At 73.2% G+C, this 18,856-nt stretch carries 21 protein-coding genes and 1 tRNA gene; 14 read left to right on the top strand and 8 right to left on the bottom strand.

From position 1 onward, the window contains the following. Positions 1-177: 177 nt before the first annotated feature. Positions 178-1,017 carry a class I SAM-dependent methyltransferase gene (locus JSQ78_RS06315; RefSeq protein WP_211450297.1) on the bottom strand — a complete coding sequence of 280 codons (840 nt, stop codon included), beginning with the start codon at positions 1,015-1,017 and terminating at the stop codon, positions 178-180. Positions 1,018-1,061: 44 nt separating this feature from the next. On the opposite strand from JSQ78_RS06315, the gene JSQ78_RS06310 reads away from it, so the two are divergent. Further along, positions 1,062-1,886, top strand: coding sequence for a DUF3626 domain-containing protein (locus tag JSQ78_RS06310; RefSeq protein WP_211450295.1), 825 nt, complete (start codon positions 1,062-1,064; stop codon positions 1,884-1,886). A 9-nt stretch (positions 1,887-1,895) separates the two neighbouring features. Further along, on the top strand, positions 1,896-2,651 hold the full coding sequence (locus tag JSQ78_RS06305; RefSeq protein ID WP_211450293.1) for a phosphoglyceromutase: 756 nt from the start codon (positions 1,896-1,898) through the stop codon (positions 2,649-2,651). 121 nt (positions 2,652-2,772) lie between these two features. Here the strand turns inward: JSQ78_RS06305 and phoU are convergent, their stop codons facing one another. Next, on the bottom strand, positions 2,773-3,480 hold the full coding sequence (gene phoU, locus JSQ78_RS06300; RefSeq protein WP_211450291.1) for a phosphate signaling complex protein PhoU: 708 nt from the start codon (positions 3,478-3,480) through the stop codon (positions 2,773-2,775). A 149-nt stretch (positions 3,481-3,629) separates the two neighbouring features. On the opposite strand from phoU, the gene JSQ78_RS06295 reads away from it, so the two are divergent. After that, positions 3,630-4,778, top strand: a complete 1,149-nt coding sequence (locus tag JSQ78_RS06295) for a sensor histidine kinase (protein WP_211450289.1) — start codon at positions 3,630-3,632, stop codon at positions 4,776-4,778. Continuing rightward, positions 4,775-5,473 (top strand): response regulator transcription factor, encoded by a 699-nt coding sequence (locus tag JSQ78_RS06290; protein WP_211450288.1) that lies wholly within the window; start codon positions 4,775-4,777, stop codon positions 5,471-5,473. Before JSQ78_RS06295 ends, JSQ78_RS06290 begins: the two co-directional genes overlap by 4 nt. A gap of 33 nt (positions 5,474-5,506) precedes the next feature. Here JSQ78_RS06290 and JSQ78_RS06285 read toward each other — a convergent pair whose 3' ends face one another. Further along, positions 5,507-6,016 carry a hypothetical protein gene (locus JSQ78_RS06285; RefSeq protein WP_211450286.1) on the bottom strand — a complete coding sequence of 170 codons (510 nt, stop codon included), beginning with the start codon at positions 6,014-6,016 and terminating at the stop codon, positions 5,507-5,509. A 131-nt stretch (positions 6,017-6,147) separates the two neighbouring features. Between JSQ78_RS06285 and JSQ78_RS06280 the strand changes: the two genes are divergently transcribed. From JSQ78_RS06280 to rlmB, 4 genes are all read left to right on the top strand, one after another. Then, the gene (locus JSQ78_RS06280) at positions 6,148-6,636 is read left to right on the top strand and encodes a CarD family transcriptional regulator (protein WP_021010726.1); all 489 of its coding nucleotides are present in this window, start codon (positions 6,148-6,150) and stop codon (positions 6,634-6,636) included. A gap of 106 nt (positions 6,637-6,742) precedes the next feature. Then, complete coding sequence (gene ispD / locus JSQ78_RS06275; protein ID WP_249295949.1) at positions 6,743-7,888, top strand: 2-C-methyl-D-erythritol 4-phosphate cytidylyltransferase; 1,146 nt, start codon at positions 6,743-6,745, stop codon at positions 7,886-7,888. A 104-nt stretch (positions 7,889-7,992) separates the two neighbouring features. Next, complete coding sequence (cysS, locus tag JSQ78_RS06270; protein WP_211450282.1) at positions 7,993-9,402, top strand: cysteine--tRNA ligase; 1,410 nt, start codon at positions 7,993-7,995, stop codon at positions 9,400-9,402. Then, positions 9,399-10,370 (top strand): 23S rRNA (guanosine(2251)-2'-O)-methyltransferase RlmB, encoded by a 972-nt coding sequence (rlmB, locus tag JSQ78_RS06265; RefSeq protein ID WP_211450280.1) that lies wholly within the window; start codon positions 9,399-9,401, stop codon positions 10,368-10,370. The genes cysS and rlmB overlap by 4 nt, the downstream gene beginning before the upstream one ends. Before the next feature lie 137 nt (positions 10,371-10,507). On the opposite strand, the gene JSQ78_RS06260 is transcribed toward rlmB, so the two are convergent. Together JSQ78_RS06260 and JSQ78_RS06255 are read right to left on the bottom strand one after the other, a co-directional pair. Further along, positions 10,508-11,815, bottom strand: a complete 1,308-nt coding sequence (locus JSQ78_RS06260) for a DUF4032 domain-containing protein (protein ID WP_211450278.1) — start codon at positions 11,813-11,815, stop codon at positions 10,508-10,510. Positions 11,816-11,919: 104 nt separating this feature from the next. Continuing rightward, positions 11,920-12,996, bottom strand: coding sequence for an ABC transporter ATP-binding protein (locus JSQ78_RS06255; RefSeq protein ID WP_211450277.1), 1,077 nt, complete (start codon positions 12,994-12,996; stop codon positions 11,920-11,922). A 176-nt stretch (positions 12,997-13,172) separates the two neighbouring features. Here JSQ78_RS06255 and JSQ78_RS06250 point away from each other — a divergent pair, with 176 nt between their 5' ends. Further along, positions 13,173-14,063 carry a DsbA family protein gene (locus tag JSQ78_RS06250; RefSeq protein WP_211450275.1) on the top strand — a complete coding sequence of 297 codons (891 nt, stop codon included), beginning with the start codon at positions 13,173-13,175 and terminating at the stop codon, positions 14,061-14,063. Positions 14,064-14,067: 4 nt separating this feature from the next. Next, positions 14,068-15,045 (top strand): DsbA family protein, encoded by a 978-nt coding sequence (locus JSQ78_RS06245; protein WP_211450273.1) that lies wholly within the window; start codon positions 14,068-14,070, stop codon positions 15,043-15,045. Here JSQ78_RS06245 and JSQ78_RS06240 read toward each other — a convergent pair. Then, positions 15,046-15,117, bottom strand: a tRNA-Thr gene (locus JSQ78_RS06240). A 46-nt stretch (positions 15,118-15,163) separates the two neighbouring features. Between JSQ78_RS06240 and JSQ78_RS06235 the strand changes: the two genes are divergently transcribed. Together JSQ78_RS06235 and JSQ78_RS06230 are read left to right on the top strand one after the other, a co-directional pair. Further along, positions 15,164-15,688 carry a GNAT family N-acetyltransferase gene (locus tag JSQ78_RS06235; protein WP_211450271.1) on the top strand — a complete coding sequence of 175 codons (525 nt, stop codon included), beginning with the start codon at positions 15,164-15,166 and terminating at the stop codon, positions 15,686-15,688. Then, positions 15,685-16,617 (top strand): DMT family transporter, encoded by a 933-nt coding sequence (locus tag JSQ78_RS06230; RefSeq protein ID WP_211450270.1) that lies wholly within the window; start codon positions 15,685-15,687, stop codon positions 16,615-16,617. The genes JSQ78_RS06235 and JSQ78_RS06230 overlap by 4 nt, the downstream gene beginning before the upstream one ends. Before the next feature lie 18 nt (positions 16,618-16,635). On the opposite strand, the gene JSQ78_RS06225 is transcribed toward JSQ78_RS06230, so the two are convergent. Together JSQ78_RS06225 and msrB are read right to left on the bottom strand one after the other, a co-directional pair. Further along, positions 16,636-17,280, bottom strand: coding sequence for a GNAT family N-acetyltransferase (locus JSQ78_RS06225; RefSeq protein WP_249296006.1), 645 nt, complete (start codon positions 17,278-17,280; stop codon positions 16,636-16,638). A gap of 44 nt (positions 17,281-17,324) precedes the next feature. Next, entirely contained in the window at positions 17,325-17,723 is a 399-nt protein-coding gene (gene msrB / locus JSQ78_RS06220; protein ID WP_211450261.1) for a peptide-methionine (R)-S-oxide reductase MsrB, read from the bottom strand. Positions 17,724-17,805: 82 nt separating this feature from the next. Here msrB and JSQ78_RS06215 point away from each other — a divergent pair, with 82 nt between their 5' ends. Further along, entirely contained in the window at positions 17,806-18,183 is a 378-nt protein-coding gene (locus JSQ78_RS06215) for a DUF3263 domain-containing protein (RefSeq protein ID WP_211450260.1), read from the top strand. Next, positions 18,180-18,740, top strand: a complete 561-nt coding sequence (locus tag JSQ78_RS06210; RefSeq protein ID WP_211450258.1) for a LytR C-terminal domain-containing protein — start codon at positions 18,180-18,182, stop codon at positions 18,738-18,740. The genes JSQ78_RS06215 and JSQ78_RS06210 overlap by 4 nt, the downstream gene beginning before the upstream one ends. Positions 18,741-18,856: the final 116 nt, after the last annotated feature.

Genomic DNA, 18,856 nt, shown 5'->3' with positions numbered 1-18,856 from the left:
GGGATGGACTCGCCGGTTCCCGCAGCGACTCGACCCGTTCCCGCCGACTCGACCGGTTCCCGCAGCGACTCGACCCGTTCTCGCCGACCCGACCTGCTGCAACGGCTCCGCTCGGCGAGAACGGGTCGACTCGGAGCACACGGCGCGTCGCGGCCATCGCGGGCGCCGCCGGTGCGGTCACGGCAGCGGCGCGACCGCCTCCCACGCGACCGTCAGCTCCCCGAGCCGCCATCGCGCCGGGCCGCCGCTCACCGGCCAGCCCGTGTCGCGCATCCGCCCGACCGTCGCGACCCACCGCTGCGTCGCCCCGAAGTCGGCGAGCGGCGCGTGCGAGGCCCACGCGCGATCGAGGTCCGTCAGCAGCGCGTGCACGCGCTCGCCCGGCACGTTGCGGTGGATGAGCGCCTTCGGCAGCCGCTCGGCGACGACCGAGGGCGCCTCCATCGGCGCCGAGCCGAGCTCGTCGAGCTTGAGCGCGATCGTGAGCGAGCGCGGCCCCGCGGCGTCGAGCGCGACCCACGAGCACACCCGCCCGACCTCGTTCGACGTGCCCTCGACGAGCAGCCCGCCGGGCGCGAGCCGCGCGAGCATCGTCGCCCAGTGCCCGGCGACCTCGTGCTCGTCGTACTGCCGCAGCACGTTCATCGCGCGGATCACGAGCGGCGGCCGCGGCGCCGGCACCTCGAAGCCGCCGAGCGCGAACGACACCCGCGCATCCGCCGCGATCGCGCGCCCGTAGCGCGAAGGGCCCGCCGCGCGCGCCGCCTCGAGCTCCGCCGTCGCGAGCGCGACGCGCTCCGGATCGATCTCGAGGCCGAGCACCTCGACCGTGGGATTGCCGCGCGAGAGCCGCTCGTGCAGCTCGAGGCTCGTCGTCGCGCTCGCGCCGAAGCCGAGGTCGACGACGAGGCAGCCCGGCACGCGCGCGGCCGGCTGCGCCGCGATCCAGCGGTCGACGCGGCGCAGCCGGTTCACGCCGGTCGTGCCGCGCGTGATGCGTCCGGTCGGCTTCGCCACCCCACCATTGTCGCGCCCGTCGGGGCGTGGGTACGGTGACGGGCATGGATGCGTGGCGCCGGGCGGTCGACCACGTCGCGTCGCGCTCGAGCGGCGGGCCGCTCCCCGCCGACGCGCGCATCACCGTGCACTTCCACCCCGATCGCCGGATCGGCGGCGAGAGCGTGCTCGAGCGCATCGCGGTCGAGGGCGCCTACCGCTCGCAGTTCTCCACCGGCATCTCGAACGGGGGTCTCACCGCGCATCCGGGCGGCGACCGGTGGCGGTGGGAGTCGCGCATCTTCGGCGGCGCCTACGACGACGCGGCGCCCGACGAGCGGCCGGTCTACGGCGCGGTCGAGCACCGGCGGCGCGAGACGGGCGGCGCGATCCGCTTCGGCTCGTCGTGGCTCGAGGTCGCGCGCAGCGCGTGGCCGCGCGTGACGCTCTGCTGGCCCGACTCGGTCGCCGAGCCCGAGCGCTTCGGCACGCCCGAGCGCGCGGGCGACCTGCTCGCGCTCGCGGATGCGTCGGCGCTCGACCCGCTCGACGACTACGTCGAGGCGCACGTGCACGGCGGCCTGGAGATCGCCCGCGACGCCCGGCGGCTCGTGCTCGACCCGTCGTTCCGGGGCACGGAGCTCGAGCGCGTCGCCGCCGAGCTCGGCGTGCCGGTCGCGTGGCACCCGGGGCTCGAGCTCGAGGTCGATCGCATCGAGGAGCTCGAGGCGTATCGCGGCATCGACGCGCTCACGCTCGCCGTGGAGCTCGCGGTCGACGGCCGCATCGACGCGCGCATCCTGGGCGAGGCGGCCGAGGGCCGTGACCCGCAGGCGGTCAAGCGCGTCTGGCACCTCATCGCCCGGTTCGGGCATCGCGCACCGGGTTAGGCTGGCGGCATGACCGAGCGCACCCTCATCCTGCTCCGCCACGGCCAGTCCACCTGGAACGAGAAGAACCTCTTCACCGGCTGGGTCGACGTGCGGCTCACGCCGAAGGGCGAGGAGGAGGCCAAGCGCGGCGGCGAGCTGCTGCGCGAGCGCGACGTGCTGCCCGACGTGCTCTACACGTCGCTGCTGACGCGCGCGATCCAGACGGCGAACATCGCCCTCGACGCGGCTGACCGCTCGTGGATCCCCGTGCACCGCTCGTGGCGCCTCAACGAGCGCCACTACGGCGACCTGCAGGGCAAGGACAAGGCGGAGACCCTCGAGCAGTACGGCGAGGAGAAGTTCATGATCTGGCGCCGCTCGTTCGACACGCCCCCGCCCGCGATCGCCGACGACAACGAGTACTCGCAGGCGGGCGACCCGCGCTACGCCGACATCGACGGCGAGATGCCCCGCACCGAGTGCCTCAAGGACGTCATCGAGCGCTTCCTGCCCTACTGGGAGTCGACGATCACGAAGGACCTCGAGGCCGGGAAGACGGTGCTCGTCACCGCCCACGGCAACTCGCTGCGCGCGCTCGTGAAGCACCTCGACAAGATCTCCGACGACGACATCGCGGCGCTCAACATCCCCACGGGCATCCCGCTGCTCTACCGCCTCGGCGACGACAACATGCCCGTCGCGCCGGGCGAGTACCTCGACCCCGAGGCGGCGGCTGCGGGTGCGGCCGCGGTCGCTGCGCAGGGAAAGCGCGGTGGAGCTTAGGGCGGAGACCCTTTCGGGTCTCCGCCGCGACCCCAGCGCCGAGGCCCGTCCCGGGCCTCGGTAGGAGCCGAGACGAGGATGGGCCCGACTGCTGCGGTCGGGCCCATCTCTCGTGGCGGCGTCAGCCCTCGGTCGGCGCGGCGGGCTGCACCGGCTCGGGCGCCATCTCCGGGTGCGGGTCCTCGTCGCCGACCCAGTCGCCGGTCGCGAGGTACTTGACCTTCTTCGCGATGCTCACGCCGTGGTCTGCGAAGCGCTCGTGGTACCGGCTCGCGAGCGTCGCATCCACCGTCGTATGCGCCGCGCCCTGCCACTCGGTGCCGAGCACGTGCGCGAAGACGTCGCGGTGCAGCTGGTCGACGATCTCGTCGGCCTGCTCGATCTGCTCGGCGAGCGCGAGGTCCTGCGTCTCGAGCAGGTCGCGCAGCAGCTTCGCGATCTCGATGTCCTTCGCGCCCATCTCGGCGAACGTGGGCGCGAGCGAGTCGGGCACGACGTTCATCGGGAAGCGGTAGCGGGCGAGCAGCGCGATGTGGCGCGCGAGGTCGCCCATGCGCTCGAGCGACGCCGAGATGCGCAGCGCCGAGACGGTGATGCGCAGGTCGCGGGCGACGGGCGACTGGCGGGCGATGATGTTGATCGCGAGCTCGTCGAGCGCCGACGCCTTGTCGTCGATGATCGGGTCGGTCGCGATCACCTGCTCGGCGAGCTGCACGTTCGAGTCGCCGAAGGCGCGCACGGCCGACTCGATCGAGACCACGACGTGGTTGGCGATGTCGACGAGGCGCTCCTGCACCTCGGCGAGCTCCTGCTGGAAGACGTCGCGCATTTGCTCCTGCTCCTTCGGTGCGTCGACGCTCGACGGCGTCGAGCGGCAGTGGCACGGTACGGACTGCCAGTGTCCTGGGGCCAGGTTACCGGGCGGTGTCCAGCCGCTGAACCGCGGGAGCCGCGCGTCGCGCTGGCTACGATGGGGGCGTGGATGCGTCGTGGTACGTGCTCCTGGCGCTCCTGCTGGGCTTCGGTCTGGGAGCGCTCTCGGTGCATCTGCTCGGCATCGCCGCGCAGCGCGGACGCCAGGTGATGGCGATCGCGAGCGAGCCCGTCCCCGACGGCATCGCCGCGATGGTCGACGTGCTCGAGTCGGCGGGCGTCGTGCTCGACGGCTCCAACCAGGTGCTGCTCTCGTCGCCCGGCGCCGTGACGCTCGACCTCGTCGACGGGCGCGCGCTGCGCAGCCACGACATCCTCGAGGCGGTGCGTCGCGTATGGCGCACGGGGCACGAGGAGGTGCTCGACCTCGTGCACCGCCGCGGCCGCATCGGCGTCGGCACCGAGCTGCACCTGCGCGTGCGCGTCGCCCCGCTCGGCAACCGCTTCATGCTCGTGCTCGCCGCCGACCGCACCGAGGAGCTGCGGCTCGCGGGTGTGCGGCGCGACTTCGTCGCCAACGTGAGCCACGAGCTCAAGACCCCCATCGGCGCCGTCGCGGTGCTCGCCGAGGCGATCGAGGCGGCCGCCGAGGATCCCGATCGCGTGCGCGCGTTCGCGCAGCGCATGCAGCTCGAGGCGGATCGGCTCGGCCGCATGACGAAGGAGCTCATCGAGCTCTCGCGCATCCAGGCCGACGACCCGCTCGACCAGCCGGAGCTCGTCGGGATCACCGAGGTCATCGACGTCGCGGTCGACCGCACGCGCGTGCTCGCGGATGCGAAGCGGATGCGCGTGGTGACGCGCGTGCTCGAGGACGCCGAGGTGCTCGGCTCGGCCGAGCTCGTCACGATGGCGGTGCAGAACCTCGTGGCGAACGCCGTGCAGTACTCGCCGGAGGCGACGCACGTCGGCATCGGCGTGCGCGTCGTCGACGGGGTGGTCGAGATCGCGGTGACCGACAAGGGCGTCGGCATCGCGCAGGAGGACCGCGAGCGGGTGTTCGAGCGCTTCTACCGCGTCGACCCCGCGCGCAGCCGCGTCACGGGCGGCACGGGCCTCGGCCTCAGTATCGTGAAGCACGTCGCCGTGAGCCACGGCGGCGAGGTCACCCTCTGGTCGCGCCCGGGTCAGGGCTCGACGTTCACCCTGCGACTGCCCGTCGCCGAGACGCCTGCCCGCGAGGAGACTGCATGACGCGCATCCTGATCGTCGAGGACGAGCTCGCGCTCGCCGAGCCGCTCGCCTACCTGCTCGAGCTCGAGGGGTACGAGACGGCGCACGCGGCCGACGGAAACGCGGCGGTCGAGCGCTTCGAGCGGGAAGGTGCCGACCTCATCCTGCTCGACGTCATGCTCCCGGGGCGCAGCGGCACCGACGTGTGCCGGCACGTGCGCCGCACCTCAAAGGTGCCGATCATCATGCTGACGGCGAAGGACTCGGAGGTCGACACGATCGTCGGGCTCGAGCTCGGTGCCGACGACTACGTCACGAAGCCGTACTCGACCCGCGAGCTCGTGGCGCGCATCCGCGCCGTCCTCCGTCGCCGCGCAGCCGAGGAGGAGGACGCGGACGACGACTCGGTCGTCGAGGTGGGGCGCGTGCGGCTCGACGCCGACAGCCACACCGTCACGGTCGACGGGGCGGAGGTGGCGATGCCGCTGCGCGAGTTCGAGCTGCTCGAGTACCTCATGCGCAACGCCGGCCGCGTGCTCACGCGGGGGCAGCTCATCGACCGGGTATGGGGGAGCGACTACTTCGGCGACACGAAGACGCTCGACGTGCACATCAAGCGGCTGCGGGCGAAGATCGAGGAGCAGCCCTCGAGCCCGACGCAGCTCGTGACGCTGCGAGGCCTCGGCTACCGCTTCGAGCTCCGCGCTGGAGCGTAGGGCGCAGACCCCTTCGGGTCTGAGCCCGGTGGGCTACTCGGCCGGGCCGAAGTCCGCGTAGTCGGGGAACTCGGTCGAGTGCACGGGCACGCCCACGCCCGTCGGCTCGGCGCCGTCGGCCTGGAACGAGACGTTGCGCAGCCCGCCGAACTCGATCTCGCCGACCTCGAAGAGCAGCTGCTCGCCGTCGGGGAAGCCGAAGGTCGTCGTGCCCTGGCCGACGCGGACCTCCTCGGCCTCGTCGTCGACGCGCACCTCGACGAAGGTCGCCTCGCCGGGGTTCGTGAAGGTGACGAGCAGGTTGAGCGTGTCGCCGTCCGGGTCGCCGATGAGCAGCGCGTTGTGCCACTCGACCGTGCCGGTCGAGCCCGAGACGCCGTCGGAGGGGTCGTACTCGATCGTCGTCGCCTGCGGGGTGAGCAGGTTGCAGCCGGTGGCTGCCAGGACGACGACTGCGGCTGCGGCGGCTGCGGCGAGGGGGCGGTGCTGCACGGGATCCCTTTCGACGATGGCCGCGGGCGCTGAGTGCGCGACCGCGGTCACGACCACTCTAATACCCGCCCGATGGACGCTCCACGCGGCGCTGAGGGGCGCGATCCAACCACGCCCCGCGGGCCTGGGCGAGCGACACGCTGTGATAAAATCGAGGTTCTGGCTATGACGAGGAGCATTCGATGAACTTTGAGGTCGGAGAGACGGTCGTCTACCCCCACCACGGTGCCGCAACGATCACCGAGGTCAAGGTGCGCAAGATCAAGGGCGTCGAGACCACCTACCTCAAGCTCAACGTCGCACAGGGCGGGCTCACGATCGAGGTGCCGGCGCAGAACGTCGACATGGTCGGCGTCCGCGACGTGATCGGCGAGGAGGGCCTCGACAAGGTCTTCGAGGTGCTGCGCGCCGACTTCACCGAGGAGCCCACCAACTGGGCCCGCCGCTACAAGGCGAACGTCGAGAAGCTCGCGTCCGGTGACGTCATCAAGGTGAGCGAGGTCGTCCGCGACCTCAGCCGCCGCGACCAGGACCGCGGCCTCTCGGCCGGCGAGAAGCGCATGCTCGCGAAGGCGCGGCAGATCCTGGTCTCCGAGCTCGCGCTCGCCGAGCACACCGATGAGGACGCCGCCGCGGCGCGCCTCGACGAGGCGCTCGCCCCCGCGAGCTGACCCGCAGACCTGCAGGCACATGCCTGGGGCGAGGCATCCGATCTCTCGATCGGGTGCCTCGTTCCACGTCCGGGCGCGGCCGCGCGAGGCATCTAGGCTCGAGCGCGTGACCGACACCGCCATCATCGTCGTCGCCGCGGGCAGCGGCACGCGCCTCGGGCGCGGCGTGCCGAAGGCCTTCGCCGAGCTCGCGAGCGCGACGATCCTCGAGCACGCGCTGCGCGGCCTCGCGGGCATCGACGCGTCGATCGTCGTCGTCGTGCCTGCGGGGTTCGAGGCGGATGCGTCGGCGGCGGCCGAGCGTGCGCGGGTCGACGCGCTCGTGGTCGTGGGCGGCGCGACGCGGGCCGACTCGGTCGCGGCGGGACTCGAGCGCGTGGGCGAGGAGCGCTTCGTGCTCGTGCACGACGCCGCCCGAGCGCTCGCGCCGCGCTCGCTCGTCGAGCGGGTCGTCGAGGCGCTGCGGGGCGGCGCGCGCGCCGTCGTGCCGGTGCTGCCCGTCGTCGACACCATCCGCGAGTCGGGTGCCGCGGGGCTCGGCCGCATCGTCGACCGCTCGACGCTCCGCGCGATGCAGACGCCGCAGGGCTTCGACGCCCAACTGCTGCGTGCCGCCTACGCGGAGGCGCTCGCGCGCGCCGACTCGACCGACGACGCCCAGCTCGTGCAGGCGCTCGGCGAACCGGTCGCGTCGGTGCCGGGCGACGAGCTCGCGTTCAAGATCACGACGGCGGCTGACGCCGACCGCGCGGAGGCGCTGCTCGCGCCGGAGGGGGGTCGCGTGGACGAGCTGCGCACCGGGATCGGCGTCGACGTGCACGCCTTCGGCGGCGACGGGACGCTCATGCTCGCGGGACTCGAGTGGGAGGGGCAGGGCCTCGCCGGCCACTCCGACGGGGATGCGGTGTGCCACGCGATCGTCGACGCGCTGCTCGGCGCCGCGGGGCTCGGCGACATCGGTGGCCTCGTCGGCGTCGACGACCCGCAGTACTCCGGCGCGCGCGGCGAGGTGTTCGTGCGCGCCGCGCTCGAGCGGCTCGCGGCGGACGGCTGGGCGCCCGTGAACGTCGCCGTGCAGGTGCTCGGCGTGCGGCCGCGCATCGGCACTCGCCGCGACGAGGCGCAAGCGGCGCTCAGTGCGATGGTCGGCGCGCCGGTGAGCGTGAGCGGCACGACGACCGACGGGCTCGGCGCGATCGGTCGGGGCGAGGGCGTGCAGGCGATCGCGACCGCCCTCATCCGTCGCCGCTGACCCACCCCACTCGTTCTGCAGGCGATCGAGCCGGCCCGAGGGAGGATTCCCCTCGACCCGCCCGGATCGCCTGCGAAACGGAAGCGCCAGTAGCCTTGGGCACCGTGACCGTGCGCATCTACGACTCGAAGCAGCAGGCGATCGTCGACCTGCAGCCACTCAAGGCCGGCGAGGTCTCGATGTACGTCTGCGGTCCGACGGTGCAGTCGTCGCCGCACATCGGCCACGTGCGCAGCGCCGTCGCCTACGACGTCTGGCGCCGCTGGCTCGAGCACCGCGGCCACCGCGTCACGTTCGTGCGCAACGTCACCGACATCGACGACAAGGTGCTCGTCAACGCGGTCGACGAGCCGTGGTGGGCGCTCGCCTACCGCGTCGAGCTCGAGTTCACGGCGGCGTACCGCGCCGTCGGCGTCGCCGCGCCGACGTACGAGCCGCGAGCCACCGCCTCCGTGCCCGAGATGCACGCGCTCATCGCCGAGCTCATCGAGCGCGGCCACGCCTACCCGGCCCTCGACGGCTCGGCCGACGTCTACTTCGACGTGCGCTCCTGGCGCGAGTACGGCGCCCTCACGCGCCAGTCGCTCGACAACATGGAGTCCGCCGCCGACGCCGACCCGCGCGGCAAGCGCGACCCGCGCGACTTCGCGCTCTGGAAGGCGCAGAAGCCCGAGGAGCCCGCCTCGGCCTCGTGGGACTCCCCGTGGGGCCGCGGCCGGCCGGGCTGGCACATCGAGTGCTCGGCGATGTCGCGCCGCTACCTCGGCGACGCGTTCGACATCCACGGCGGTGGCCTCGACCTGCGCTTCCCGCACCACGAGAACGAGCTCGCGCAGTCGACGGCGGCGGGGCTCGCGTTCGCGAGCGTCTGGAGCCACAACGGCCTCGTGCACGTCGACGGCGAGAAGATGTCGAAGTCGCTCGGCAACTCGATCTTCGCCGCCGACCTCGTGCGCGCCGTGCGCCCGATCGTCGTGCGCTACTTCCTGCTCGCCCCGCACTATCGCTCGACGATCGACCTCCGCACCGCGGCCGGCGACCTCGAGGGCGGCTCGCTCGGCGAGGCGGAGGCGGCGTTCGGCCGCATCGAGTCGATGCTCGAGCGCGCGGCGCGCGCGGGCGAGCTGCCGGAGTCGGACGTGCCGGTGGCGTTCGGCGCGGCGATGGACGACGACCTCTCGACCCCGCAAGCGGTCGCGGTGCTGCACGAGTCGACGCGCGCCGCGAACGCCGCGCTCGACGCGGGGGAGGCGGATGCCGCGCTCGCGCGAGCGGGGGAGGTGCGGGCGATGCTGCGCGTGCTGGGCCTCGACCCGGCCGACGAGGTGTGGCATCCTGGAACGTCGGCCGCGACCGGGGCGCTCTCGAGCCTCGTCGAGTCGCTGCTGGCAGAGCGCCGCGAGGCGCGCGCGAAGAAGGACTTCGCCGCCTCCGACCGCATCCGCGATGCGCTCGCCGCCGCCGGCATCGCCGTCGAGGACGGCAAGGACACCACCACCTGGAGCATCTCATGACCAAGTCGCAGCGATCGCCGCGCAAGAAGGGCCCGCAGAAGGGCACGGGCGGCCACGGCCGGAAGGCGCTCGAGGGCAAGGGCCCCACGCCGAAGGCCGAGGACCGCTCGTGGCACGTCGCCGGCAAGCGCAAGTCGGCGCGCGAGCGCTTCGAGGCGGCCGCGCAGAAGGGCCGCCGCCCCGAGCCGCCCCGCCACCGCAAGCCCTCGTCGGCGAAGGACGACTCCGAGCTCGTCACCGGCCGCAACAGCGTGCTCGAGGCGCTGCGCACGAAGACGCCCGCGACGACGCTCATCCTCGCCGCCCGGCTCGAGATGGACGAGCGGGTCAAGGAGATCCTCTCGATCGCGAACAAGCGCGGACTGCCGGTGCTCGAGGTCATGCGGCCCGAGCTCGACCGGCTCTCGGGCCACGACGCCGTGCACCAGGGCGTCGCGCTCAAGGTGCCGCCGTACCAGTACGCGCACCCGATCGAGCTGCTCGAGCAGATCGTCGACCGGCAGCAGACGCCGCTGCTCGTCGCGCTCGACGGCATCACCGACCCGCGGAACCTCGGCGCGATCATCCGCTCGGCCGCCGCGTTCGGCGCGCAGGGCGTCATCGTGCCGCAGCGCCGCTCGGTGGGCGTGACCGCGTCGGCGTGGAAGACGAGCGCCGGCGCCGCCGCGCGCGTGCCGGTCGCGATGGCCACGAACCTCACGACGACGCTCAAGGAGCTGAAGTCGCAGGGCGTGTTCGTCGTCGGGCTCGACGGCGACGGCGACGTGCCGCTGCACGAGCTCGACCTCGCGGGCGGCCCGCTCGTGATCGTCGTCGGCAGCGAGGGCAAGGGGCTCTCGCGGCTCGTGGCCGAGACGTGCGATGCGATCGTCTCGATCCCCATCTCGTCGGCGACCGAGTCGCTCAACGCCGGCATCGCCGCATCCGTCACGCTCTACGAGGTCGCGAAGCGCCGCTCCTCGCGCTGATCGAGCAGCGGCCGGAGGTCGCGCATCGAGATCGGGCGTGCGTGCGGCGACCGGGGCGGTTCCGCCTGACCGGGGCGGGCACGCGGGCCCCGCTCGGGCGGATGCGCCCCGGTGGGCGGTGCGTCTCGCTGGGCGGGTCAGACGCGGTCGCGCCAGTCGCCCTCGTCGTCCTCCTCGTCGAGGAGGCCCTGCACGGTGATGATGGGCATCGTCATCGTGAGCGGCAGGTCGAGCAGCGCCGCCTCGTCGCGCCGGAACGCGAGCTGCGTCGCGATGTACTGCTCGGCCGCCTCGGCGAGCGGCACCTCGCGCTGCTCGCGCTCGGAGAGGAACCAGCGGTGCTCGAGCACCTCGTGGAAGATCTCGGCGGGCTCGAGCTTGCCGCGCAGCTCGATCGGCACCGACTGCACGATCGGTTGGAACACCTGCTCGAGCCACTCGTGGGCGAGCGCCTCGTCGCCGACGTGCGGCCGCAGGTCGTGCTGCGTCGCGACGTACTGGTCGAGGTCGTTGAGCAGCCGCCGCGCCTGATTCTCCTGCGCGTCGATGCCGGTGAGCGACTGCAGCCGGCGGTGGTGGTGGCCCGGGTCGACGACCTTGGGCTGGATGCGCACGGTCGTGCCGCCGTCGCCCGTGCGGATCGCGAGCTCGCCGATGTCGTAGCCGAGCGCGTTGAGCCGCTCGATGCGAGCGGAGATGCGCCAGCGCTCGTCGGCGGGCAGCACCTCGTCGCTGTGGAGCTCGTGCCAGAGCGAGCGGTACTGGTCGACGATCGAGCCGGCGACCTGCACCGGATCGATCGACTCGTCGAGGCGGTCGCCCGCGGCGAGGTCGAGCAGCTCGCCCGCGATGTTGACGCGCGCGATCTCGAGGTCGTCCTCGCGGCGGCCGTCCGAGAGGCCGTCGCGCAGCAGCGTGCCGGTCTCGGCGTCGACGAGGTAGGCGGCGAAGGCGCCGGCGTCGCGGCGGAAGAGCGTGTTCGAGAGCGAGACGTCGCCCCAGTAGAAGCCGACGAGGTGGAGCCGCACGAGCAGCCCCGCGAGCGCGTCGACGAGGCGCTGCGCGGTCGGCTCCTTGAGCGCAGAGGAGTAGAGGGCGCGGTAGGGGAGCGAGAAGCGCAAGTGTCGGGTGACGAGCGCCGCGGCGAGCGGGTTGCCGTCGGCGTCGACCCGGTCGGCGATCACCGCGAGCGGCTCGACGCACGGCACCTCGAGCCGCTGCAGCGTGCGGAGCATCCCGTACTCCCGGGTCGCCATCTCGGGCGTCGTCTCCTTGATCGCCACGACGCGGCCGCCGAGCCGCGCGAAGCGCACGAGGTGCCGCGAGATGCCCTTCGGCAGCTGCACGACGTCGGCGTCGGTCCACTGCTCGAGCGGCTCGTCCCACGGCAGGTCGAGCAGCGTCGCATCCATCACGGCGGAGGTGATGCGCAGGTCGGACCGCATGCCGCCATGGTAGGCGCGACCGGGCGTGCGCGCTCGGGTCGATCGCGCGCATCCGTCGACGACGACGGCCCCGTCGCCAGGACGGGGCCGTCGCTCGGTGCCGGTCAGAGGCGGTTGCCGCTGTCGGAGTCGAACAGGTGCATGTGCTGCGGGTCGGGCGTGATGTACACGGTGTCGCCGAGCGAGGCGTGCGTGCGCCCGTCGACGCGCGCGACGATGTCGACGCGCTTGCCCTCGACGTCGGCGTGGCCGTAGAGGTAGCCGTCGGCGCCGAGCTCCTCGACGAGATCGACGAGCACCGGCAGGCCGACGCCGCCCGACTCGGCGACCGAGATGTCCTCGGGGCGCACACCGACGACGACGTGGCCCTTCGCCGCCGCGAGCTGCTCGCGCGGGATGGGCGTGACGTGCGCGCCGAACTCGATGCCGCGCTCGGTGACGGGCAGTTCCATGAGGTTCATGGCGGGGCTGCCGATGAAGCCGGCGACGAACTGGTTCGCCGGCTGGCCGTAGAGCTCGCGCGGGGTGCCGACCTGCTGCAGCACGCCGTCCTTGAGCACCGCGATGCGGTCGCCCATCGTGAGCGCCTCGGTCTGGTCGTGCGTGACGTAGACCGTCGTGACGCCGAGGCGGCGCTGGAGCGAAGCGATCTGCGTGCGCGTCTGCACGCGCAGCTTGGCGTCGAGGTTCGACAGCGGCTCGTCCATGAGGAACACCTGCGGCTGGCGGACGATCGCGCGGCCCATCGCGACGCGCTGGCGCTGACCGCCCGAGAGGGCCTTCGGCTTGCGGCTCAGGTAGGGCTCGAGGTCGAGCAGCTTCGCCGCCTCCTCGACGCGCTTCGCGCGCTCCTCCTTGGCGACGCCGGCGATCTTGAGCGCGAAGCCCATGTTCTCGGCGACCGTCATGTGCGGGTAGAGCGCGTAGTTCTGGAACACCATCGCGATGTCGCGGTCCTTCGGCGGCATGTCGGTGACCTCGCGGTCGCCGATCAGGATGCGGCCGTCGTTGACCTCTTCGAGGCCCGCGAGCATGCGGAGGGTCGTGGACTTGCCGCAGCCGGAGGGGCCGACCAGCACGAGGAACTCCCCGTCGCCGATCTCGAGGTCGATCGCGTCGACCGCGGGGCGGTTGCCGCCGGGGTAGACCCGGGTGGCCTTGTCGAACGTCACAGACGCCATTGTCGATACTCCCTTTCCACCGGCAGGTACGTGCCGGACGATCCGTCGTGGTGAGGACGGGCGCCGTCGCCCGCGTGCTCATCCTGGCACGTCGGCCTGCCGGTACCCTAGAGGACGGCGCGCTTCCCCCAGCGGCGCCCACCGCCGTGACCACGGCCGACCCAGGACAAGGACGCATGAGCGAGAAGCTGACGAAGAACGAGCGTCGTGCGCAGGCCCGCGAGCAGGCCCGCCGGATGCAGGAGGAGCGCCGCAAGAAGGAGCGCCTCAAGAAGGGCCTGACGATCGGCGGCATCATCGTGGCTGCCGTGGCGATCGTCGCGATCGTGGCGGTCGTGATCGTCAACAGCATCCGCCCCGCGGGCCCCGGCCCCGAGAACATGGCGAGCAACGGCATCGTGATCGGCGCCGGCTTCGAGGCGGAGCGCACGCCCGCGACGCCGCCGGAGGGCGAGCCGACGCCGACCGAGCCGCGCGACGACCAGATCCAGATCCAGATCTACCAGGACTACATGTGCCCCGCGTGCGGCGCCTTCGACGAGGCCAACCGCGCGACGCTCGAGCAGCTGCTCGAGACCGGCGCCGCGACCGTCGAGGTGCACCCGATCTCGATCCTCGACCGCACGTCGCTCGGCACGAAGTACTCGACGCGCTCCGCCTCCGCCGCCGCGTGCGTCGCCGAGCACGCGCCCGACCAGTTCTGGGCGTTCAACTCCGCGATGTTCGACAACCGCCCCGAGGAGGGCACGCCGGGCCTGACGAACGACGAGATCGTCGGCGTCGCCGAGTCGGCCGGCATCGACACGTCGGGCGGGCTCGCCGAGTGCATCACCGAGGGCCGCTTCATGAGCTGGGTCGAGGACGCCACCGTGCGCGCCGGCACCGAGCCGCTGCCCGGCACCGACGGCGAGGTCGCCGACCGCACGCCGACGGTCATCGTGAACGGCGAGCGCTACGCCGGCGCCCCCGGCGACGCGGCAGGGTTCCAGGCGTTCGTCACGGCGACGGCCGGCTCGCTCACCGAGTCGCCCGAGCCCGCGGAGTCGCCCGCCCCGAGCGACGGCTGAGCGCATGCGCACCCTGTCGGCAGGTGGCGCGCTCGTCGCGCTCGCCGTGCTGGCAGGGTGCGCGGCGTCGCCGCCCCCGCCCATCACCACGATCGGCGAGCTCGGCGCCGCCTACCTCGACGCGGGCGGGCAGTGCGACGACCTCGTCGAGCAGTACCGCGAGAGCGACGACGACCCGGTCGTCGCGACGTGCGGCGCCGACACCGAGCTCATCCTCGCCGCCAGCGCCGATGCGGCGCTCGCGGTCGCGACCGAGCGGCAGCTGCAGGAGCAGACCGTGCTCGTCTTCGACCGCTGGGTGATCCGCGACCCCGAGCTCGAGACGATCCAGCAGGAGCTCGGCGGCCAGATCGTCACCCTCGCGCCCGCCGACGGTCCCGCGAACATGGCCGACGCGATCGCCTTCGACGCCGACGGCGCGATCGAGCGCGACCCCGTGCCCGCCGAGGGCGCGCCCGAGCCGCTGCCCGACGCAGCCGACGTGCCCGATGTGCTCGTCGTGGTCGACCCGGCGTGCGAGTACTGCGACCGGCTGCTCGAGGCGAGCGGCGAGCGGCTCGCCGAGCTCGCCGACGCGGGGCGCGCGCGCGTGGCCTACCTGCCCGTCTCGCTCGGCGACTCGATCGGCAACGGCTACGCGTCGACGCTCGGCGCGAACGCGCTCGCGTGCGTCGCTGATGCGGAGCCCGAGGCGTACCGCCCGTTCCAGACCGCCCTGCTGGCGATGCTGCAGCGACAGCCCTTCGATGCGGCCTCGGTGACCGCGCTCGCCGCCGAGCACGGCGCTGAGGCGGGCGACTGCATCGCCGAGGGCCGCTTCGCGTGGTGGGTGCGGCAGGCGACCGTGCGCGCGATCGAGGAGCCGCTGCAGGACGTCGAGCCGCTGCGCGGCGTGCCGACGGTGGTCGTCGACGGCGTCACGTTCGACGGCGACGTGGACGATGCGGATGCGCTGGCGACGTTCATCGCGGAGGGCCGGTAGAGCCCCCTGTCAGGATCGAACTGACGACCTACGCTTTACAAGAGCGTTGCTCTACCACTGAGCTAAGGAGGCGCGGCGCGGGTTCGCCCGCGGCGCCCAGCCATTCTAGGCTTTCCCGGTGAGCCGCTTGCGCCCCTGGGATTCCGAGCGCGACGCCGCCGCAGTGCTGGCCGCCTTCCTCGGCTCGCTCGACCTGCACCGGCAGGCGCCGCCGATCGAGACGCTCGACGACGCGCGCGACTACCTCACGGCGATCGCGGCCGACGCGCTCGCGATCGACCAGGGCGGCGAGGCGGTCGGATGCGTCATGGCCGCCGAGCGGGAACCCGTGCACGGCACCGCCTGGATGTCGTACTGGCTCGCGCCCGCGGCGCGTGGACGGGGGCTCGCGAGCCGAGCGCTCGACACGCTCTCCCGCCGCTTGTTCGCCCACGGGCTGCACCGGCTCGAGCTCGGCGCCCGCGCGAACAACCCGGCCTCGATCGCGGTCGCCGAGCGCGCCGGCTACGTGCGCGAGGGCGTCGAGCGGGAGCGGCTCCGCTACGTCGACGAGCACGGCCTGGCCACGCGCTTCGACGTCGTGCGGTTCGCCCGGCTCGCGACCGACCCCGCGCCCGACCTCGAGCCGTTGGCGGTCGCGTGATCCACCTCCTCTGGCTGCTCGCGTCGATCGCGGCCGGCGCTGGCCTCGCGGTGCAGAGCCGCATCAACGGCGAGCTCGGCGCGCGGCTCGACCACGGCATGCTCGCCGCCCTCATCTCGTTCTGCGTCGGGCTCGGGCTGCTCGCCGTGCTGCTGCTCGTCTCGCCCGGAGCGAGGGCCGGGGTGCGCAGGCTCGTCGGCGTCATCCGCGACGGCTCGATGCCGTGGTGGTACGCGACGACGGGGCTGCTCGGCGCGTTCCTCGTCGCGACGCAAGGCGTCGTCGTCGGCTCGACCGGCGTCGCGCTCTACACCGTCGGCGTCGTCGCGGGGCAGACGACGAGCGCGCTCGCCGTCGACCGGGCAGGCTTCGGAGGGCTCGCGCGGAAGCCGATCACCGCGCCGCGCGTCATCGGGGCGCTGCTCGCGCTCGTCGCCGTCGGCATCGCGCTCGTCGGCGCGGGGGAGCTGCAGGGCGCGTGGCTCGTCGTGCTGCCCTTCATCGCGGGCCTCCTGCAGTCGTTCCAGCAGGCGTTCGGCGGCCTCGTGCAGCGGCACTCGCGCTCGGCGATCGCGCAGACCGTCTCGAACTTCCTCGTCGGCACCGTCGCGCTCGCGGCGTTCGTCGGCGTCCAGTCGCTCGCGGGCGTCACCGCGCGCCCGCTGCCCGCCGAGCCGTGGCTCTACGCGGGCGGCATCCTCGGCATCGTCTTCATCGCGCTCATGTCGGTCGCGGTGCACCACCTCGGCGTGCTCACGATGGGCCTCGGCGTCATCTGCGGTCAGGTCGTCGCGTCGCTGCTGCTCGACTGGCTGTTCCCGGCCGGCCACCCCGTGACGGCGTGGTCGCTCCTCGGCGCGGGCCTCACGATCGCCGCGGTCGCGGTGTCGTCGCTGCGCCGGCCCGTCCGTGCGCCGCGACCGGCCTGAGCCGGACGCGGACCGCGCTCAGCGCACGCCGAGGAAGCGGGCCGCGGCCTCGCCGCCCTCGATGCCGAGCGTCCACGTCGGGCGCCGCAGCGCATCCGCCCGCAGTCGCAGGTCGAGCTCGCGCTCGACGACGCCCTCGCGCGGAGAGTGGCGGCTCTCGCCGTTCGGCTGGTAGCCGAGCGCGCGGCTCACGCCGAGCGACGCGGCGTTCCAGTCGTACGTGGTGGTCTCGGCGACCTCGGCGCCGAGCGAGTCGAACGCCCACAGCAGCGCGGCGAGCCGCATCTCCGTGCCGAAGCCGCGGCCCTGCGCGTCGCGACGCAGCCACGAGCCCGTCTCGATCGTGCGCTCGGCGTGGAAGCGGCGCGCGACGACGTCCTGCGCGCCGATGAGCGCGCCCTCGGCCCACACCCCGAGCATGACCATCCAGTCGTCGCGCTCGACGCGCACGCGCGCCTGCCAGATCCAGCGCGCCGAGCTCGCCGCCAGGTCGGGCGACTCGTCCCACGGCCGGCCGAAGGGAGTGCGCGGCGCGTGGTCGTGGATGCCCGCCGCGGCCGCGGCGACGTAGTGCGGGATGTCGTCGTCGGTGAGCGGCCGCAGCTCGAGCCGCGGGGTCGTCAGCCGCAGGCCGAGCAGCGGCCAGATCTCGTCGAGCGTCATCACGCCGCAACGCTAGCGGCGACGCGGTGCCTCGACGCGGTGCCTCAGGACTCCGGCGTGAAGCTCATCGCGACGGAGTTCATGCAGAAGCGGTCGCCCGTCGGCGTCTGAGGCGCGTCCTTGAAGACGTGACCGAGGTGGCTGTGGCACTTCGCGCAGCGCACCTCCGTGCGCACCATGCCGAGCGAGCGGTCCTCGACGAGCTCGACGGCGTCCTCGCGCGCGTCGAAGAAGCTCGGCCAGCCGCAGCCGGAGTCGAACTTCGTCTCGTCGTCGAAGAGCTCGTTGCCGCACGCGCCGCATGCGTAGACGCCCTGGCGCGACTCGTCGAGCAGCGCGCCCGTCCACGGGCGCTCCGTGCCGGCCTCGCGCAGCACGCGGTAGGCGTCGGGCGAGAGCGCCTCGCGCCACTCGGAGTCGGAGCGTTCGATGGGATCGGTCATGCCGCAATCGTACGCGCGGCACCATTGCGCCGACTGTGTTTCGCGGCGGGCGGAACGCCGCCGCGCCCGTAGGATCGGCACCATGCCGACCGAGCCGCGACCTGCCAGCGCGCCGGCTGCCGACGACGTTGCGGCGCCGGACTCCGCGGCGCCGGACTCCGCCGCATTGGCCTTCGCGGCCGCCGATTCGGTCGTCGAGCCCGAGGGGCACTCGACGACGGCGGATACGTCGGCCCACGACCTGCAATCGGCGCGCGAGCAGCGCATCCGCCGCGTACTCGACTTCGAGGGCGGCTGGACGAGCCACGGCGGCGCGAAGGCCCGCGCGATCCGGGCCGAGTTCGGCTGGACCACGACCCGCTACTACCAGGTGCTCGATGGGCTGCTCGAGACGCCCGAGGCGCTCCGCCACGATCCGATGCTCGTGCGGCGACTGCTGCGCGTGCGCGAGGGCCGATGAGCCGCACGCAGCGCGTCGGCGCCCACCGCTCGAGCGCGTCGCGGCGCACGCCGCGCTGGGTGATCCTGCTGTGCGCGCTCGCCGCGACGATCGTGCTCATCGCGATCGGCCTCTTCCTGCTCGATCGGCTGCGGCCGCAGTCGGCGCCGTCCGCGCCGGTCGCGAGCGAGGCCGCCGAGGTCGTCTCCGACCCGGGGCTGATCGATCCCGGCGTCGACGCATCCATCACCGTCCTCGACCAGTCGGGCGAGCACGACTTCGCCGCGGGCGTCGGTCAAGCGCTCTCGGACGCGGGCTGGAGCGTGCTCGCGACCGGCGGCTCGGAGGGCGGCGACGTCGAGCGCACGGTCGTCTGGTACGACGACGAGTCGCTCGCGCCCGTCGCGCGCGGGCTCGCGCAGGGCCTCGGCGTCGGCGAGGCGCGGCTCTCGGACGGCCGCATCACCGGCACGCCGATCACGATCGTGCTCGGTGCGGATGCGGTGGGCACGGCCCCGAGCGCCGAGCCGCAGGAGGGCGGTGCGGTCACGCACTCGCCCACGCCCAGCGCGCCCTGACGCCGACCCCCGCGCGGCTTGCACTCGCCAAGTGAGAGTGCCAGACTCGTGTACTGGCACTCCTATCGTCGGAGTGCCAGATGAACGTCCACAGCGTCCAGGAGGGACGAACTGCA

It is taken from the genome of Agrococcus sp. Marseille-Q4369 (assembly GCF_018308945.1).
Classification (GTDB): Bacteria; Actinomycetota; Actinomycetes; order Actinomycetales; family Microbacteriaceae; genus Agrococcus.
Note: the sequence above shows the minus strand (reverse complement) of the source record. Positions and strands in the feature narration are given on the sequence as shown.

Bases quoted from the DNA above. Each gene is read 5' to 3' on its own strand.
- JSQ78_RS06280 (WP_021010726.1), top strand. From the start codon at position 6,148: ATGAACTTTGAGGTCGGAGAGACGGTCGTCTACCCCCACCACGGTGCC.
- JSQ78_RS06250 (WP_211450275.1), top strand. From the start codon at position 13,173: ATGAGCGAGAAGCTGACGAAGAACGAGCGTCGTGCGCAGGCCCGCGAG.
- JSQ78_RS06245 (WP_211450273.1), top strand. From the start codon at position 14,068: ATGCGCACCCTGTCGGCAGGTGGCGCGCTCGTCGCGCTCGCCGTGCTG.
- JSQ78_RS06290 (WP_211450288.1), top strand. From the start codon at position 4,775: ATGACGCGCATCCTGATCGTCGAGGACGAGCTCGCGCTCGCCGAGCCG.
- JSQ78_RS06225 (WP_249296006.1), bottom strand. From the start codon at position 17,280: ATGACGCTCGACGAGATCTGGCCGCTGCTCGGCCTGCGGCTGACGACC.
- phoU (WP_211450291.1), bottom strand. From the start codon at position 3,480: ATGCGCGACGTCTTCCAGCAGGAGCTCGCCGAGGTGCAGGAGCGCCTC.
- rlmB (WP_211450280.1), top strand. From the start codon at position 9,399: ATGACCAAGTCGCAGCGATCGCCGCGCAAGAAGGGCCCGCAGAAGGGC.
- JSQ78_RS06305 (WP_211450293.1), top strand. From the start codon at position 1,896: ATGACCGAGCGCACCCTCATCCTGCTCCGCCACGGCCAGTCCACCTGG.
- msrB (WP_211450261.1), bottom strand. From the start codon at position 17,723: ATGACCGATCCCATCGAACGCTCCGACTCCGAGTGGCGCGAGGCGCTC.
- JSQ78_RS06260 (WP_211450278.1), bottom strand. From the start codon at position 11,815: ATGCGGTCCGACCTGCGCATCACCTCCGCCGTGATGGATGCGACGCTG.
- JSQ78_RS06310 (WP_211450295.1), top strand. From the start codon at position 1,062: ATGGATGCGTGGCGCCGGGCGGTCGACCACGTCGCGTCGCGCTCGAGC.
- JSQ78_RS06215 (WP_211450260.1), top strand. From the start codon at position 17,806: ATGCCGACCGAGCCGCGACCTGCCAGCGCGCCGGCTGCCGACGACGTT.
- JSQ78_RS06255 (WP_211450277.1), bottom strand. From the start codon at position 12,996: ATGGCGTCTGTGACGTTCGACAAGGCCACCCGGGTCTACCCCGGCGGC.
- JSQ78_RS06210 (WP_211450258.1), top strand. From the start codon at position 18,180: ATGAGCCGCACGCAGCGCGTCGGCGCCCACCGCTCGAGCGCGTCGCGG.